The 15,491-nt window shown below is 66.3% G+C and carries 15 protein-coding genes; 2 read left to right on the top strand and 13 right to left on the bottom strand.

Translation table 11 applies throughout. The annotated features are described in order from the left end of the window. Positions 1–6: 6 nt before the first annotated feature. The 6 genes from ASF79_RS02700 to pgi form a co-directional block, all read right to left on the bottom strand. Positions 7–642, bottom strand: a complete 636-nt coding sequence (locus ASF79_RS02700) for a TMEM175 family protein (RefSeq protein WP_082495645.1) — start codon at positions 640–642, stop codon at positions 7–9. A 71-nt stretch (positions 643–713) separates the two neighbouring features. After that, the gene (locus ASF79_RS02705) at positions 714–1,043 is read right to left on the bottom strand and encodes a hypothetical protein (RefSeq protein WP_055851652.1); all 330 of its coding nucleotides are present in this window, start codon (positions 1,041–1,043) and stop codon (positions 714–716) included. A gap of 121 nt (positions 1,044–1,164) precedes the next feature. Beyond that, entirely contained in the window at positions 1,165–1,758 is a 594-nt protein-coding gene (locus tag ASF79_RS02710) for a J-domain-containing protein (RefSeq protein ID WP_055851655.1), read from the bottom strand. Between the two features lie 53 nt (positions 1,759–1,811). Continuing rightward, positions 1,812–2,300, bottom strand: a complete 489-nt coding sequence (locus tag ASF79_RS02715; protein ID WP_055851657.1) for a glutathione peroxidase — start codon at positions 2,298–2,300, stop codon at positions 1,812–1,814. Between the two features lie 182 nt (positions 2,301–2,482). Beyond that, positions 2,483–3,112: a dihydrofolate reductase family protein gene (locus tag ASF79_RS02720; RefSeq protein WP_055851660.1), complete on the bottom strand. Its 630-nt coding sequence runs from the start codon at positions 3,110–3,112 to the stop codon at positions 2,483–2,485. A gap of 27 nt (positions 3,113–3,139) precedes the next feature. Then, positions 3,140–4,867: a glucose-6-phosphate isomerase gene (gene pgi, locus ASF79_RS02725; RefSeq protein WP_055775823.1), complete on the bottom strand. Its 1,728-nt coding sequence runs from the start codon at positions 4,865–4,867 to the stop codon at positions 3,140–3,142. 238 nt (positions 4,868–5,105) lie between these two features. Between pgi and ASF79_RS02730 the strand changes: the two genes are divergently transcribed. After that, on the top strand, positions 5,106–5,639 hold the full coding sequence (locus ASF79_RS02730; protein WP_055851662.1) for an RNA polymerase sigma factor: 534 nt from the start codon (positions 5,106–5,108) through the stop codon (positions 5,637–5,639). A 4-nt stretch (positions 5,640–5,643) separates the two neighbouring features. On the opposite strand, the gene ASF79_RS02735 is transcribed toward ASF79_RS02730, so the two are convergent. Beyond that, positions 5,644–6,741, bottom strand: coding sequence for a Gfo/Idh/MocA family protein (locus ASF79_RS02735; protein ID WP_055851664.1), 1,098 nt, complete (start codon positions 6,739–6,741; stop codon positions 5,644–5,646). Next, on the bottom strand, positions 6,726–7,442 hold the full coding sequence (locus ASF79_RS02740) for a ThuA domain-containing protein (RefSeq protein ID WP_055851667.1): 717 nt from the start codon (positions 7,440–7,442) through the stop codon (positions 6,726–6,728). The genes ASF79_RS02735 and ASF79_RS02740 overlap by 16 nt, the downstream gene beginning before the upstream one ends. 172 nt (positions 7,443–7,614) lie before the next feature. Here ASF79_RS02740 and ASF79_RS02745 point away from each other — a divergent pair, with 172 nt between their 5' ends. Continuing rightward, positions 7,615–8,655 (top strand): LacI family DNA-binding transcriptional regulator, encoded by a 1,041-nt coding sequence (locus tag ASF79_RS02745; RefSeq protein ID WP_055851669.1) that lies wholly within the window; start codon positions 7,615–7,617, stop codon positions 8,653–8,655. Here the strand turns inward: ASF79_RS02745 and ASF79_RS02750 are convergent. The 5 genes from ASF79_RS02750 to ASF79_RS02770 are packed head-to-tail and all read right to left on the bottom strand — an operon-like array spanning position 8,636 to position 15,460. Beyond that, a complete protein-coding gene (locus ASF79_RS02750) occupies positions 8,636–10,381 on the bottom strand; it encodes an amylo-alpha-1,6-glucosidase (RefSeq protein WP_055851672.1) in 1,746 nt (581 codons plus the stop codon). The two genes, ASF79_RS02745 and ASF79_RS02750, sit on opposite strands and share 20 nt — an antisense overlap. A 47-nt stretch (positions 10,382–10,428) precedes the next feature. Further along, positions 10,429–12,309: a glycoside hydrolase family 127 protein gene (locus ASF79_RS02755; RefSeq protein ID WP_055851677.1), complete on the bottom strand. Its 1,881-nt coding sequence runs from the start codon at positions 12,307–12,309 to the stop codon at positions 10,429–10,431. Between the two features lie 49 nt (positions 12,310–12,358). Next, positions 12,359–13,177, bottom strand: a complete 819-nt coding sequence (locus ASF79_RS02760; protein ID WP_055851680.1) for a carbohydrate ABC transporter permease — start codon at positions 13,175–13,177, stop codon at positions 12,359–12,361. Further along, positions 13,174–14,145: a carbohydrate ABC transporter permease gene (locus tag ASF79_RS02765; protein ID WP_055851681.1), complete on the bottom strand. Its 972-nt coding sequence runs from the start codon at positions 14,143–14,145 to the stop codon at positions 13,174–13,176. The genes ASF79_RS02760 and ASF79_RS02765 overlap by 4 nt, the downstream gene beginning before the upstream one ends. Positions 14,146–14,200: 55 nt before the next feature. Beyond that, on the bottom strand, positions 14,201–15,460 hold the full coding sequence (locus ASF79_RS02770) for a sugar ABC transporter substrate-binding protein (RefSeq protein ID WP_055853042.1): 1,260 nt from the start codon (positions 15,458–15,460) through the stop codon (positions 14,201–14,203). Positions 15,461–15,491: the final 31 nt, after the last annotated feature.

Consider the following 15,491-nt stretch of genomic DNA (forward strand, 5'->3'; position numbering starts at 1 on the left):
CCGGGTTCATCGCGATCTTTTTCGCGGTGAGCCCGGCTTTTCCGTTCTGCGCCGCAGGGCCTTGGTGACGAACCCGTCGACGGCGAGAAGCAGAAGAGCCCATGGCCCGATAGACGGAACGAGCACGGCGAGGACGAGGGCGACGGTGAGCGCGATGGCTGCGACGACCCCACCGGTCAGTCGTGCCGTGCCTCTGCTCTCGGAGGTCTGCAGAGACGGGGTGCGCGTGACGTGCCACTGCATCGCCAACGCGGCCAGACAGGTGACGAGCATGTTGCCGATGTAGAGACCCGTGGTGGCCGGGTCGCTGCTGTCGGATGTGCCGATCAGACTCGTCGTGAAGGGCAGCAGGACGATGGATACCATCCACACGGCGTTGACCCAGAACAGCGGTGGGTCGAACGTGACGAGGTTGCGCATGATGTCGTGGTGGTTGAGCCAGAACCGGCAGATCACGAAGAAGCCCAGCAGCACCAGCAGAATCTGCCCGCCGCTCTCGGCGACGACGTCGCCCAGTGTGGGCGAGTCTCCTCGAGTGGCGTTCTCGGCGAGGGGCAACACGAGCAGGGTCGCGGCGATCGCTACGACCGCGTCGCTGAACGTGACGAGGCGTGCGAGGTCGCCGGGAGTCTGCTCAGCCAGGACGACGCTCCGTCACCGATGAGGGGCTGCTCGGTTCGATCGACATGACCAGAACTGTAGCGCGGGTGTGATCAGTATTCGAGTTCGAAGTCCGGGTACACTGTGGCGTCGCCCGACACCGCGGTGATCGGTCGGTGCAGCGACGCGATGCGCTCGCGCAGTTCGGCGATCTTCGCCGAGTCGTCGAGCCCCTCGGCCGTCTGCGTTGCGGGCGTGCAGTAGATCTGCGTGGTCGGTCCCAGCAGGATGTTCGATTCGTCGATCTGACCGTTCACCAGGATCGGCACGGTGATGAGGTCAGACCTCCCGATTCGTGCCAACGCCAGGGCGTAATCGAATACTGCCGTGCAGACCTCGCGGCCGACGACAAGGGTTCCGCCCCCATAGTGAAGCTCTCTCATTAGACTACTTTCGTTCGCTCATTGCTTCGGGTGCAATGGGGTTGCACGTGGTGCGACCCATGGCTAAGGTCAGCCTAAATCGTCCGATCCGTGAAGATCCTGTCGGAGCCACGCGGCCATCTCAGCGTCGTGAGCGGCGTGCGCGACGGCGTTCACGCCATCCCATCGCCCGGTAGGCGGCTTCCTCACGCTCCCGTTCCTCCGCGTACTGCCGATATCGCGCATCCCGTCGCTCACGCCAACGCTGCACCTCGGCATCGACATCGCGCGGAACGGTCACGACGGGCGGCCCACCCTGCAGCTGGCGACGCGCCTCGATGATGCGCGCGTTGAAGTCGGTCAGCATGCTTCGGACCGCGTCCTCCGAGGGTGCGGCGTCGAGTCGGTCGTCGAGCTGGGCGTCCTCGGTGCGCAGGGTCAGAGCGGGCGGCCCAAGGCCGGTGAGGCGTTCGCGTTCGATCTTCTGCCTGATCCACCAGTTCGGGTCATAGGCGTTCTGCAGGCCGGAGAGCGGTTTTCCCGCCCCGGGCAGGTTGTCGAAATCGCCCCGCCGCATGGCCTGTTGGATCGAGATCTCGACGATCTGCGCCCGTTGCTCCATCGTCGGCTGGCCGGCATCGCTCGCATCATCGCGTTCGTTCTCCGGGGTCAACTTGTCGACCTGGTAGCGTGCGACATTCAGTCGCGAATCACGAGGTTCCGTGGGGCTGCCCATGCTTCAAGCCTAAGTTCGCCGCGGCGAACAGTGACCCCCGAGGCGGCGAATTCCTACTCGGTCGCGGCGGGCAGCGACTTCTCGATGACCTCGAGGATGGCGGGGTCGTCGGGCTCGGTGCGAGGGCTGAAGCGGTGCACCGCGCCGTCGGGGGTCACGACGAACTTCTCGAAGTTCCAGCTGATGCGGCCGGTCTTGCCGTTGACGTCGGGCGTCTTGGTGAGCTCTTTGTAGAGCGGATGCGCGTTGCGGCCGTTGACCCGGATCTTCTCGAAGATCGGGAAGGTGACTCCCCACGTCATCGAGCAGTATTCCTGGATCGCCTCGTCAGTGGAGAGCTCCTGCAGGAACTGGTTGCTCGGGAAGCCGAGCACCGTGAAGCCCTTGTCGCCGTAGGTCTTCTGCAGCGTCTCGAGCTTCTCGTACTGCGGCGCGAGGCCGCAGCGGCTCGCCACGTTGACGATCAACCTGACCCCGTCGAACGCACCCAGCGTCGTCTCTTCGCCGGTCGTCGTGGTGATGGGAATATCGTCGAGGTTCATACGCCGAAGTCTACGATCGACGGGTGTGAATCACTCGGGAACCGCCGCGTCAAGTCCCAGTCGGTGGACGCCTCCGACGAACTACCGTTGCAGTCAGTTGGCGGCGTCGTTGCGCGGGACGAGCCTCACGTTCGATGAGGTCGCGCAGCGCCGCTGCCACGCCACTCGTATGAGCACGAGGCTCAGGTCATATCGCCCGTGGCGGGAACCTCGCCCGTCGGTCGGTAGCGCAGCAGGAGTGTCCCGTCTGGCGAGATCGTCGAGGACGAGACCGGTTCTAGCCGCACGGCCGGGCCGTCGGCCGGAAAGAGGCGTCTGCCCGAGCCGAGGACGATCGGGTAGACCCAGAGGTTCAGCTGATCGAAGAGCGATTCCGCGACGAGGGTGCGAGCGAAGTCGACGCTGCCGATCACATGGATCTCTCGATGGCGATCGCGCAAGATGTCGATCTCGGATGCGATGTCGGTCCCGAGCAGGTGCGAATCGTTCCACGTCAGGGCAGGCTCCGAGCGTGAAGCGACGTACTTGGGAATGGCGTCGAACGCCGCAGCGATCTCGTTGTCGGTGCCACCGGGGCTGTCGAGCTGCTTCGGCCAATACGCGGCGAAGATCTCGTAGGTGCGTCGACCCAGCAGAAGGGCGTCCATGCGCCGGATGCCGTCGATCACCTGTTCGCCGACGGCCGGATCATTCAGCGGTGCCTGCCAACCGCCGAAAGCGAACCCGCCGGACGGGTCTTCATCGGGCCCGCCCGGCGCCTGCATCACGCCATCGAGCGTGCTGAACAGATCGATCTCGATGCGTCCGGCCATGGCGTCGTTCCCCTGCGCTCGCGAGGGCTACTTGCGCAGCTCGAGGTACTTCGCGATGAGCGACTTGCTCGACGAGTCCTGACTCTCGAGGGCGGCGGCATCGCCGGCGACCGCGGGCGTGATCTGCAGCGCGAGCTGCTTGCCGAGCTCGACACCCCACTGATCGAACGAGTCGATGCCCCAGACGGTTCCCTCGACGAACACGATGTGCTCGTACAGAGCGATGAGCTGGCCCACGACGCTCGGCGTCAGCGCGGGAGCGAGGATCGATGTCGTCGGCTTGTTTCCCGCGAACTCGCGAGCGGGGACGACGGACTCCTTCGTGCCCTCGGCGCGCACCTCGTCGGCGGTCTTGCCGAAGGCGAGGGCCTTCGTCTGCGCGAAGAAGTTGGCCATGAACAGCGTGTGCACGTCTTGGCCGGGCTCGACGCCGGCGCCATCGCCCGTGGCGTCTTTCAACGGATGCGCCGGGTTGGCCACCGCGATGAAATCGGCGGGGATGAGACGGGTGCCCTGGTGGATGAGCTGGTAGAACGCGTGCTGACCGTTCGTTCCCGGTTCGCCCCAGAAGATCTCTCCGGTATCGCTGGTGACGGGCGAGCCGTCCCAGCGGACGCTCTTGCCGTTCGACTCCATCGTGAGCTGCTGCAGGTAGGCGGCGAAGCGGTGCAGATACTGGGCGTACGGAAGAACCGCGTGGCTCTGCGCGCCGAGGAAGTTCGTGTACCAGACGTTGAGCAGGCCCATCAGAACGGGCACGTTGCTTTCGAGTTCGGTGGTGCGCATGTGCTCGTCGACAGCGTGGAATCCGGCGAGGAACTCGCGCCAGTTGTCTGGCCCGATAGCGATCACGACGGAGGTGCCGATGGCGGAGTCGACCGAGTACCGGCCGCCCACCCAGTCCCAGAACCCGAACGCGTTCTGAGGGTCGATACCGAACGCCTCGACCTTGTCGAGGGCTGTCGACACCGCGACGAAGTGCTTGGCGACGGCGCCCTTGCGCGCCTCGTCAGTGTCGTCGAGAACTCCGGCGGCGCTCAGCTCGGCCCACAGCCATTCGCGAGCGAGTCGGGCATTCGTGAGCGTCTCGAGGGTGCCGAAGGTCTTCGATGCGACGATGAAGAGCGTCGTCTCAGGATCGAGGCCGACCGTCTTCTCGTAGACGTCGTTGGGGTCGATGTTCGAGACGAAGCGTGCCTCGATGCCGGCCTGCACGTAGGGCTTCAACGCCTCGTAGACCATGACGGGGCCCAGATCGGAGCCGCCGATACCGATGTTGACGACGGTCTCGATGCGCTTGCCGGTGACGCCGGTCCACTCGCCTGCGCGGACCTTGTCGGCGAACGCGTAGACCTTGTCGAGAGTCGCGTGCACATCGGCGTCGATGTCCTGGCCGTCGACGACGAAGCCCTTCGGGGGAACAAGGCCCTCCCCGTCTTTCGGGCGACGGAGGGCGGTGTGCAGCACCGCGCGGTCTTCGGTGACGTTGATGTGTTCGCCCGCGATCATGGCGTCGTAGCGACCCGAGACGTCGACGTCTTTCGCCAGCTGGAGCAGATGCGCCAGGATCTCTTCGGTCACGAGCCCCTTGGAGAGGTCGACGGTCAGATCCGCCGCCTGGAAGGTGTAGCGCTCGGCTCGGCTTGAATCGTCGGCGAACCATCCGCGAAGGTCGGGGGAGAAGCCATCGGCGATGGCGGCGAGCTTCTTCCAGGCCTCGGTGGTGGTGGGATCGACGGGAGCAGATTCGGTCAAGGGGGTCTCCAGAGTGCCGGCGGCGCGCAGCCCGCGACTCTCGCTGCGGTGCGAGGCGGGCCATCGACAAGCCTATTCCTGTGCGGCCGACCTCGCGACGTCTGCTTGACGCGTCTGCATCCGACGCGTATGCCGTCCGAATTGAGAGTCCCTCGCTTTGGGGGTATGGGCGCGCCAATCTCGGCCCACGGGTGGTCCGAATCATGCATACACATATTGTTCGACACCTGGAGTCAGCATGCTCGCCACCATTGCCACGACCCGCACACCCAATGCGGATGACGCGGTGTTCCAGCAGATCGTGCACCGCCACTCGGCGATGCTGCGCTCGGTCGCACGCCGCACGCTGGGCGGCACTGCAGACGTCGACGACGTCGTGCAGGAGGCTTTTCTCGCCGCCTGGACACACGCGGAGAGTGTCATCGAGAGCGAGAGGATCGCCGGGTGGCTCGTGACGACGGTGCGTCGGCGCAGCTACGACCGACTTCGTTCCGCGACGTTACGACGGCGTGCCGACCTCGACGACGATGTCCTCGTGCCCGACCTCGATGATCCGGCGAATGTGGCTCACTGCCGCTCCCTCGCAGCCGAGGCCAGGCGGATCCTCGAGTCGATGCCCGAGCTGCAGCGTCGATGCTGGCAGCTCAGGCAACTCGATCACTGGGGCTACACCGAGATCGCCAGCGAGCTGATGATCCCCGTCACGACCGTGCGCGGACTTTTGGTGCGAGCGCGTGCCCGATTGGCCCGGGAGCTGGCGGACTGGCGCTGACCGGCTAGCCCTGCTCCGCGACCTCGCGAAGGGGAACGGGCTGGGGCCGCTCGACCGTGCTCGCGATCCCGATGGTCTCTCGTCGCGTACTGGAGAGCTGAATGGCATCCATGATCTCGAGCACGTGCAGCGCGAGTCTGCCCGACGCGCGGTGTGGCAGGTCACGCTCGATCGCCTCGGCGAGGTCGGCGAGGCCGATGCCGCGGCCCGTGGCGATGTAGCCGGCGGAGTCGGGAAGGGGCTCCCATTCCCGGCGCTCCTGGGAGGCGAACTCCACTGTCTCGGAGAACTGATTCGGATCGGGAACGGCGAGGGTGCCCGCTGTGCCGTAGACCTCGAACAGCGGAGAGCGGGTCTTCCAGATCTCGAAGCTGACGGTGACGGTCGACGAGACGCCGCTGGCGTGTTCGAGCATTGCGGTGACGTGGGTGTCGACCGAGACGGGGATCTCGGTGCCCTCCAGCGCGCCCGAGCCGACCGTGCGGATCCGGTTCGAACGGCTGGTCAGGCCGCTGACCCGCACGACCGACCCGAAGAAGTGTACGAGCGACGTGAGGTAGTACGGGCCCATGTCGAGCAGGGGTCCGCCGCCCTCCTGGTAGTAGAAGGCCGGGGCCGGATGCCACGCTTCGTGGCCGGGCGACGACCAGAATGCCTGTGCTGCTATCGGATCGCCGATCAGACCCGAGTCGATGGCGCGACGGGCTGTCTGGATGCCGGTGCCGAGGACCGTGTCCGGCGCGCTGCCGAATCTCAGGCCGAGTTCTTCGGCGAGGTCGAGCATCGGTGCCGCCTCGGCCGCGTTCAACCCCAGAGGCTTCTCTGCGAAGACGTGCTTGCCGGCCAGAAGGGCGCGGGTTCCGATCTCGACGTGGGCCGGGGGAATGGTGAGGTTCAAGACGGCATCGACCTCGGCGTCGTCGAGAAGTTCGTCGACCGTCAACGCGCGCACGCCGTGTTGTTCGGCGATCTCTCGGGCCCTGACCTCGTTGAGGTCGGCGACGGCCACGAGGCGGAGGCTAGGGAAGCTGGGGAGGTTCGCGAGGTACTGCTCGCTGATCTTTCCGACGCCGATGATGCCGACGCTCAGCGGGATGCCCACAGGAGGCCCCTTTCGATAATGGTCTTGACGTTGGGGTTCTGCAGGATCTCGACCCGGTGGCCCGGCGTAGAGACGAAGATGCGCCCCGCGCCCCAGTTTCTGGTCCAGATGGCGGGCGACGTGATGGGCCGATTCCAGGGATCCCACTCCCGCACGGCCTGCGTGGTGGTGGCCAACACGTCGTTGTAGTCGTCGTGCAGAACCCAGTACTGCTCGGTCACCAGTTCGAAGTCATTGATGCCGGCGGTGATCGGGTGAGTCGCCGCGGCCTCGGTCATCTCGATCGTGTGGGGAACGTAGTTGTCGGATTGCTCACCCGTGCGTTCGCTCGGGTGCTTGCCGGGGTGCGAGGCGAACTGACCGCCGACCATTTGGAGGTAGTCAGAGTTGTTGCGGTAGGAGTCCGCGATTCCGCCGTGCCAGCCAGCGAAGCCCGTGCCGGCTTCGACCGCGGCTCGCAGCCCCTCGAACTCGGCCGCCTCGATCGACGACATGGTGTTCGACTGCACGATGAGGTCGACGCCCGACAGGTACGAGGCGTCGGTATACACGGCCGGAGACTCCTCGACCCGCACCTCGAAGCCGTTCGCTTCGAGAAAAGGAAGGAACAATTCGGTGGCCTCGACGGGCTGGTGTCCGTCCCACCCTCCGCGCACCACGAGCGCTCTCTTCTCCGGAGCGGTCTGTTGTGTGTCAGTCATCATCGTCCTTGAGGTGCTGGGTCGCGCGCGGTGGAGGTGAGCAGAAGTTGCGCAAATTACGTTCGTGTTCGCGTCGTTCGGCATCTATTCTCACTCAGGCGAGTGACCGAGACAAGCCCTTCGCCGACCGTTTGTCGCCCAAAAACTTGCGCAACTTCTGTAGAGTCGTGCCATGCCGACACCGATCGACCCGCCGCGCGCGCCGACCCTCGCGCAGATCGCCGCGCTCGCGGGGATCAGCGTGCCCACCGTCTCGAAAGTACTGAACGGGGGAACCGATGTATCGGAGGCGACGCGCCGCCGCGTGATGGCTTCCGCTCAGGAGCTGGGATACAGACGCAAGACGCGAGCCCGCGTCGGCGACGAGAGACGACCGGCAGTTCCGCTCATCGATGTCGTCGTGAAGCACGTCGAAGGCAGCTGGATCAGTCGGGTCCTGGAGGGTGTCGAGGCCGCGGCCGCCGCCGACGGGATCGATGTCGTCCTCACCGTCGCCCGTTCCGACGACGACTGGATGCGCCGCCTGCTGAGAAGACCGTCGCTGGGGGCGATCATCGTTCTCGTCGACACGACCGCGGCCCAGTTGAACATGCTGACGACCGCGAACATCCCCGTCGTGGTCATCGACCCGATCAGCCGGCCCCCCGCAGACGTCGCCAGCATCGGGGCGACGAACTGGGATGGCGGGCGCCTGGCCGCGGAGCACCTCCTCGAGCTGGGGCACACACGGATCGGGGTCATCGGGGGCCGGCGCACAGAGTTGTCGAGCAGTGCGCGAATCGACGGCTTCATCACGGCACTCCGGGAGCAGGGGGTCGCTATTCCCGAGGAGTGGCTCGCCTATGGCGACTGGGATCGGGAGCTCGCGCACCGGGCTGCGGCGGCGATGCTCTCGGGCGCATCCAGGCCGACGGCCATCTTCGCGTGCTCCGACTTCATGGCGCTGGGCGTCTACGACGCGGCCCGCGATGCCGCTCTGTCGATACCCAACGAGGTGAGCGTGGTCGGCTTCGACGATATCCAGGAGTCCGCGTGGGCGACGCCGCCCATGACGACCGTTCAGCAGCCGATCGTCGAGATGGGCGCCGCGGCATTCCGGATGCTCCGCGAAACCGATCGCGCCGCCGCATCCCGGCCATCGAACGGCTCCGCCATCCGCATGGAACTCGAGACGCGATTGATCACGCGCCTGTCTACGGCGCGGTCAGGCTAGCTTCGTCGACGTCCACCCGCGTGTGGCGCTCTTCGGCTTCGCGGGCGAAGGTGAGGTAGCAACTCGCCGTCCACGTGTACGCGCGGTCGCGCAGGCCCTCACCGGTCAGAGCGTCGAAGTTCTCGGCGAAGCCCGACCCCTCGCAGAGACGTCGGAAGCGTTCGCTGATGAGATCTGCGAGTGCGGTCTGGCCGCCTCTTCGCAGACCGTCTTCGATGATCGCCGTCGACGGCGCCCAGATCGGCCCGCGCCAGTAGCCGTCCGCCTCGTACTCGTCGCTGTCGACCAGCTGAGTCGCTGGGCCGAAGTCGGTGACATGCTCGGAGATTCGCTCCGACAGCCCCTCGATGATGTTCTCGGGCAGGTGCGCGGCGGCCACGATCGGCAGCGTGTTGAGGAGCGAACTCGTCTTGCTCAGACGACCACTCAGCGGCGCCCTCGCCACGAAGGCATCGCCGGTCCAGAGGTCGAGGAGGGCGCTGCGTACCGCATTCGCCTCATCGGCCCAGGAGGCCGCCTCGCTGTCGCGACCCAGTTCGTTCGCCAGCTCGGCGAGCACCTCGAGCTGCACCAGCAGGAAAGCCGCGAGATCGGGAGCTTCGATCACTCGGTCGTGGTCGAAGGTCGTCGAGTTGTCCCATCCACTGTCGTTGCCGTGCTGGTAATGCGGCAGCACGTGGCCGGCGATTCGTCGGCGCTCGAGCCAGAACCGAGTCCAGCGCACGAGCGAGTCGTAGACGTCGGTGAGGGCCCGCAGCTCGAGCGGGGCCTCGAGGGTGGCTCGGATCTTACGGAAGGCCCACCCGTGGATGGGCGGCTTGACGAAGTTGTAGAGCACCTCGGAGTGGGTGACGGAGTCGGGGAGTGCGCCGCTCCCGTCCTGAAAATCGAAGACGATCGAGAACTGGTCGAGCGCTTCCCGGGGGAGTCCGGGTGCGAGCGCAAGAGCATTGAAGCAGTGATCCCAGCTCCACACCTTGTCCATCCAGTGCTTCGACATGAAGATCGACTCCCGCTCGAGGAAGCCGCTCGGAGAGACGGTCGCCGACCACAGTACGTAGCAGGCCGCCGAGACGCCGGGCGTGCGCTCGCTCCGCCACGACGCGATGCTCTCGACGTAGTGATCGAACTCCGCGGCAACCGCTGCTGCGGCGTCGTCGAATGAACCGGGCGCCCGGTACTGCGCTCGAGCCGCGTCGAACTCCTCGATGGCGATCTCCCACTCGTCACCGGTCGTGTCTACCGAACGCTCACCGGCGCCCAGCGCCTCGGACCCGGTGATCGACAGGGCGCCGGAGAGGGCGGTGATGCGGTAGCGCCGGCCCGTCTCGTAGGAGGTGAAGACGGCCGCCTCGTCGATCGGATCGGTGAAGAGGTAGGTGCCGGTGAAGGGGGTCAACTCCGGTGTCGCGTCGGCGATCCTCAGCTGCGCCGTCCGTCCGCGCACCCTCAGCACGCTGTCGTTCTCGAAGACCGCCTCGACCTCGCCGTCGGGCGTCGACCAGCGCAGTGTCGTGGGTGTCGCATCCACGACCGCGTCGACGGGGCGGCCGTGCTGCAGCGGCTCGAAGACGAAGATGGCGTGCATGCCGGTCTGGTGCGAGACCAGGTGCAGCTTGTCGCGCACGGTATGCAGCGCCACCACGGGCGAGATATCGAGCCACGATCCCCTGCGGCTGAAGGGGATCTCGCGGATGTCGAAGGGTGCAGACGAGGGCGCTGTCACGGGTGTTCTCCTAGGTGGTGGCTGGCAGGTGTGGGCCGCGGGCCTTGTCAGCTTGTCACGGGGATGAAGATGCGCATGGTGGCCGGGCCACGCTCCGCCCATCGGTGGTACGGCACGAGCGTGAGCTCGATGGGCCTCGGGTCTGAGGCGACAGGCTTGGTCGTGCCGAACGGCAGGACGCCGGAGTCGGTCGTCGCCGCGACGACGCCATTCACCCGTGCGCCGTCGGCGTAGGCCGACAGCGTGGAACCGGGGTCGAGTTGCACCTCTTCGATGTGCGTGCCCGAGGGCAGATCCACCGATTCGAGGCACAGCACCAGCGGGCCCCGCTCCACGGCCACCGTGCCCCGAACGGCATCGATGCGGGAGTCGGGCCACGTGAGACGCGGAGCGAGCGGCAACTCGAGCACGACCTCGTCATCCGGTTCGAACGAACGCCGGATGTCGGCCCAGCCGGGCGCGACACGGGTCGCGTCGTCGCCGTTGAGACTCAGCGTGGCGTCGTCTGCCCAGCCTGGGATGCGCAGGCGCAGGCGCGACTCGGACTCGGGAGCGGCTACGACGCGAACGCGCACGGTCGACTCATCGGGATAGCGGGTGTCGACCTGCAGTACGAATCCTCCGACACGGATCTCGCCGGCCGCGTACTGCAGCACCGAGATGCCCTCGTCGTCGGCAGACGCGACGTATGCCCCCAGCGACGCCACGGTGCGGGCGACGTTGGTGGGGCAGCACGAGACGTCAAACCACGGTGCCCGCATACCGCCTTCCGCCCTGTTGTTGACTCCGTCGCTCGCGCTCGCACCAGGCTCGCGCAGCTGCAGCGGATTGGCGTAGAAGAACGACCGGCCGTCTTCGCTCGGCGAGGTGGCCACGACGTTGAAGAGGGTGCGCTCGATGAGGTCCGGGTAGCGGACGTCGCCCGTAGCCAGATACAACCGCCAGGCGAGCATGACCGAGGCAACGCCCGCGCAGGTCTCGCAGTAGGCGCGATCGGCCGGCAGCTCCCAGTCGTCGCCGAAACCCTCGTCCTGATGCCGTGAGCCCATGCCGCCCGTCAGATAGGTGCGGCGGGCGACCGTGTTCTTCCACTGCGCGGTGACCGCGTCGGCCAGGCCGTGATCGCCGGTGTCGACGGCCACATCGAAGGCGCCGGCCGAGAGGTAAAGGGCTCGGACCGCGTGCCCGCGAAGGACGGTGGCCTCTCGCACCGGAACGTCGTCCTGGAAATACTCCGCCGAGAGAAGCGGGCGCACCGGGAGCGTGCCGTGGCCGCGTCGCTCGATGAACAGGCGTGCCTGCTCGAGAAAGCGACGCTCGCCGAATGCGCGCCCCGCCTCGACGAGCGCCACCTCGATTTCGGGGTGACCGCAGATATCAGCGCGGCCGTTCGCCCCGAATTCCTCACAGACCTGATCGGCCGCGCGGCGCGCGATCTGCACGAGACGGTCGTCGTACCCCGTGCGCAACCGCGCGACGCCCGCCTGCAGCAGATGGCCCGTGTTGTACAGTTCGTGACCCATCGCCAGGTCGGAATAGCGTGGTGGCAGGCCCGGATGCCCGTGAGCCGTGTTCAGATAGCCGTCGTCGTCTTGGGCCGCGCCGATTCTGTCGACCAACGCCTCGAAGGCTGCTGCCAACGTCTCGTCGGGGCGCCGGCCGAGCTCCCACGCCATGGCCTCCAGGAGCTTGTAGATCTCCGAATCGGAGAACTGCCAGCCGGGTCGTTCGATCGTGGTCTCGCCTCGGGCGACGCGATCGAAGTTCTCGATCCAGCCCAGGCGCTCCATCCAGTCGAGGCAGTGAGTCAGCGTGGCGGCGGCATTCACGCTCTGCCGGCTGCCCCAGAAGCCCGACGGGTCGAGACTTACCTCGGCGACGCCGACGCCCCGGTGGGCGGAGTCGTCAGGCACGACGGGACCTGACATCGGCATTGTGCGGGCGCCCTGCTGTGGTGCAGTGGATATGGTCACGAGTTCAGTCCTTCACTGCGCCGGCGGTCACGCCCGCCGCGACGTAGCGCTGGGCCACGACGAGCAGGATCGCTGCCGGGATGGAGGCGACGACGGCGGTGGCCATGATGGCGTTCCACTGCGTGGTGTTGTTGCCGATGTACGAGTAGATGCCGAGAGTCACGGGTTTCAGCGCCGAATTGCGCGCGAGCGTCGAGGCGAACACGAAGTCCGACCATGCCCACAGGAACGCGAACAGGGCCACCGTGATCGCGGAGTTGCGACTCAGCGGCATGACGACCGAGGTGAAGGTGCGCCAGGCGTTCGCGCCGTCTATGCGAGCCGCCTGCAGCAATTCGCGTGGCAGGCCGCTCATGAATGCCGTGAACAGAAGCACGCCGAACGGCACAGCGACCGTCGAGTCGGCGAGGATCAGCCCCCACACGCTGTTGAGCATGCCGAGCCGCACGTAGATCGCGTAGAAACCCATGGCCATGACCACGCCGGGAATCATCTGGGCGACCAGGAGCACGAAGTTGAGGGTGCGGCCTCCGCGCAGATTCAACAGTGAGATCGCGTACGCGGCCGGAGCAGCGATGACGACCGTCAGCGCCACGGTGCCCAGGCCGATGAGGAGGCTCGTGCCGAGGTTCGGCAGCTGCTGGCGCAGCACCTCGGCGTAACCGTCGAGAGTCGGGTCGAGGGGGAAGAGGTGGGGCGGGCTGAGCCGGAGGTCGGCGGTCTTCGTGAACGACACGTTGACCATCCAGTAGACCGGGAACAGCATCAGGGCGGTGAAGACGACTCCGAGAGCGGTCTTCCACCAGGGGCGGCGGGCGGTCATGATTGCTCCTGACGTCGCTGCATTCTCAGGTAGATGAACCCGAAGATGAGCGCGATGACGATGAGGATGTTGCCGACGGCGGCAGCGGGGGAGAGATCGGGCTGGCCGGTACCGAAAGCTTCTCGATACGACCAGATCGCGAGTGTCGTGGTGGAGTTCGCGGGGCCTCCACTCGTCATGATCCAGATGATGTCGACCACCTTCAGCGTGTAGACGAGGCCGAGCAGCAGCGTGATCGCCGAGACGGGGCGAAGCAGAGGGAAGGTGATGCTCCAGAACTGGCGCCACGGTCCTGCTCCGTCGAGCGCAGCGGCCTCGTAGAGGTCGGCCGAGATGTTCTGCAGGCCCGAGTAGAGGATGACAAGGTTGAACGGAATGCCCAGCCAGATGTTAGCGATGACCACCGCGAGCAGCGACGTGTCGGGTGAAGTGAGCCAGTTGATCTGGCCGATACCGAAAGCCTGCAAGAACGAGTTGACGATGCCGTTGTCGCTGTTCAGCATCCAGGCCCAGGCCGAGCCCGAGACGATCAGCGGCAGCAACCATGGCACCAGGAACAGGGCCCTGAGAAGCCCGCTCAGACGGAAGTTGCCGCGGAAGAACACCGCCAGGGCGAGACCGAAGACGTATTGGAAGATCAGCGATCCGAAGACGAACACCACCGTGTTCCAGGCCGCCTGACCGAACAGGGGCGACGAGATGACGTCGATGTAGTTCTTCAGACCGACGAATTCGGCGTTGCCCTGAACGAAAGCACGCACGGTGTAGTCGTGGATGCTGAGGTCGATACTGCGGATCAGCGGGTACGCGTAGAACGCGAGCAGGTAGACGAGCAGTGGGGCCGCGAAAGCGGCGGCGACCCATCGAGAGCCGTCGAGCCCGCCGCGCTTGCGCCGCTCGGGGCGTGGGGTGTCCGGCCCGGGGCTTGGGGCCGGCCGAACAGCCGGCGCCGCATTGATCGTCATCATGTGTCCTTCGTCGGGGATTCCGGGGGCGGGCGAAGAGCCCGCCCCCGGCGATGGATTACTTGCCTTCGGTTGCCGAGGCGGCTGCCTTCTGAGCAGCTGCCAGTGCGTCCTTCGGAGAGGATGCTCCCGAGAGTGAGCTCTGCACGGCCGTCCACAGCTGCTCGGAGATCAGCGGGTAGTTCGTGCCCAGGTTGTCGCTGGTGCGACCCTTCGCGGCCTTGACGGCCGACACCCAGGTGTCGAGTTCCGGGTGCTGTTCGAGCAGCTGGTCCTGGCCGTCAGTTGTCGGCGGGATGTAGTACGCGAAGGTGTTCGCCGTCTCGACGAAGCCTTCGGGAGTCGTCATGCAGTCGACAATCTTCTTCGTGGTCTCGTACCGGGCAGTGTCCTTCTGCACCGGAGCGGTGATGAACTCGCCTCCGGTCGGAGCAGGAGCGATGCCGGAGTCGACGGCGGGCAGCTCGATCACGCCGGTCTTGAAGGGTTGCTCGGCGGCGCTGTTGACCTGCCAGGTGCCGTTCTCGGCAAAGGCGAAGTCACCGGTGAGGAACTCCTCCCAGCTGGTGTTCTGCGAGTTGCCGATCACCGACTGCGGTGCGTAGCCCTTGTTGACCCAGTCTGTCCACAGCGTCAGGGCGCTGACGGCTTCGGGCGAATCGAGCTTCGTCAGATCCGCTCCGGCGCCCCAGAACCAGGGCAGGAACTGGAAGGACCCTTCTTCGGTATTGATCCCCGCGAAGGTGATGCCCTTCTTGCCCGCGGCGGTCACCTTCGAGAGCGCGTCGGTCAACGACGCCCAGCTCGTGATGCTGGCGGGGTCGACCCCGGCAGCGGTCAAGATGTCGGCGTTGTAGTACAGCGCGAGAGTGTTGGCGCCGACCGGTACGCCGTAGTCCGCGCTGTCGAGCTCGCCCGCGGCCAGGAGGTTGGCGTCGACCTTCGAGGTGTCCAATCCGAGCTCGTCGGTCGTGGTCAGCATGCCGGTGTCGGCGAGAGTGGAGACGGCGGGGTTGTCGAGCAGGATCACGTCGGGCGAGGTGCCCTCCTGAGCCGACAGCAGGGCCTGGTTCGTCAACGACGTGGTGTCGTAGGCGGTGCGCTGAATGGTGACTCCGGCGTCCGTTCCGCATGCCTGCACGCGCTTGGCCCAGTCGGAGCCCTCCTCGTGCTGGGGGTACGGATCCCACCAGGTGTAGGTTCCTCCGGCCGCGTCGGTCGACCCGGCGTCGCCCGAGCTCGAGCAGCCCGCGAGGGCTCCGAGTGCGACGACGGTGACCGCGATGGCGAGCGGCTTTCGCAGCGTGGTGCTCAACATGTGTTCCTCCTTGAACGTGTCCGGCATACCG

It is taken from the genome of Agreia sp. Leaf335 (genome assembly GCF_001423605.1).
Taxonomy (GTDB): Bacteria; Actinomycetota; Actinomycetes; order Actinomycetales; family Microbacteriaceae; genus Agreia.

What these genes read in the sequence shown, in the direction of transcription:
- ASF79_RS02710 (WP_055851655.1), bottom strand. Translation starts at nt 1,758, where the DNA reads ATGGGCAGCCCCACGGAACCTCGTGATTCGCGACTGAATGTCGCACGC.
- ASF79_RS02740 (WP_055851667.1), bottom strand. Translation starts at nt 7,442, where the DNA reads ATGACTGACACACAACAGACCGCTCCGGAGAAGAGAGCGCTCGTGGTG.
- ASF79_RS02760 (WP_055851680.1), bottom strand. Translation starts at nt 13,177, where the DNA reads ATGACCGCCCGCCGCCCCTGGTGGAAGACCGCTCTCGGAGTCGTCTTC.
- ASF79_RS02705 (WP_055851652.1), bottom strand. Translation starts at nt 1,043, where the DNA reads ATGAGAGAGCTTCACTATGGGGGCGGAACCCTTGTCGTCGGCCGCGAG.
- ASF79_RS02730 (WP_055851662.1), top strand. Translation starts at nt 5,106, where the DNA reads ATGCTCGCCACCATTGCCACGACCCGCACACCCAATGCGGATGACGCG.
- ASF79_RS02755 (WP_055851677.1), bottom strand. Translation starts at nt 12,309, where the DNA reads ATGTCAGGTCCCGTCGTGCCTGACGACTCCGCCCACCGGGGCGTCGGC.
- ASF79_RS02770 (WP_055853042.1), bottom strand. Translation starts at nt 15,460, where the DNA reads ATGTTGAGCACCACGCTGCGAAAGCCGCTCGCCATCGCGGTCACCGTC.
- ASF79_RS02765 (WP_055851681.1), bottom strand. Translation starts at nt 14,145, where the DNA reads ATGATGACGATCAATGCGGCGCCGGCTGTTCGGCCGGCCCCAAGCCCC.
- ASF79_RS02720 (WP_055851660.1), bottom strand. Translation starts at nt 3,112, where the DNA reads ATGGCCGGACGCATCGAGATCGATCTGTTCAGCACGCTCGATGGCGTG.
- ASF79_RS02715 (WP_055851657.1), bottom strand. Translation starts at nt 2,300, where the DNA reads ATGAACCTCGACGATATTCCCATCACCACGACGACCGGCGAAGAGACG.
- ASF79_RS02745 (WP_055851669.1), top strand. Translation starts at nt 7,615, where the DNA reads ATGCCGACACCGATCGACCCGCCGCGCGCGCCGACCCTCGCGCAGATC.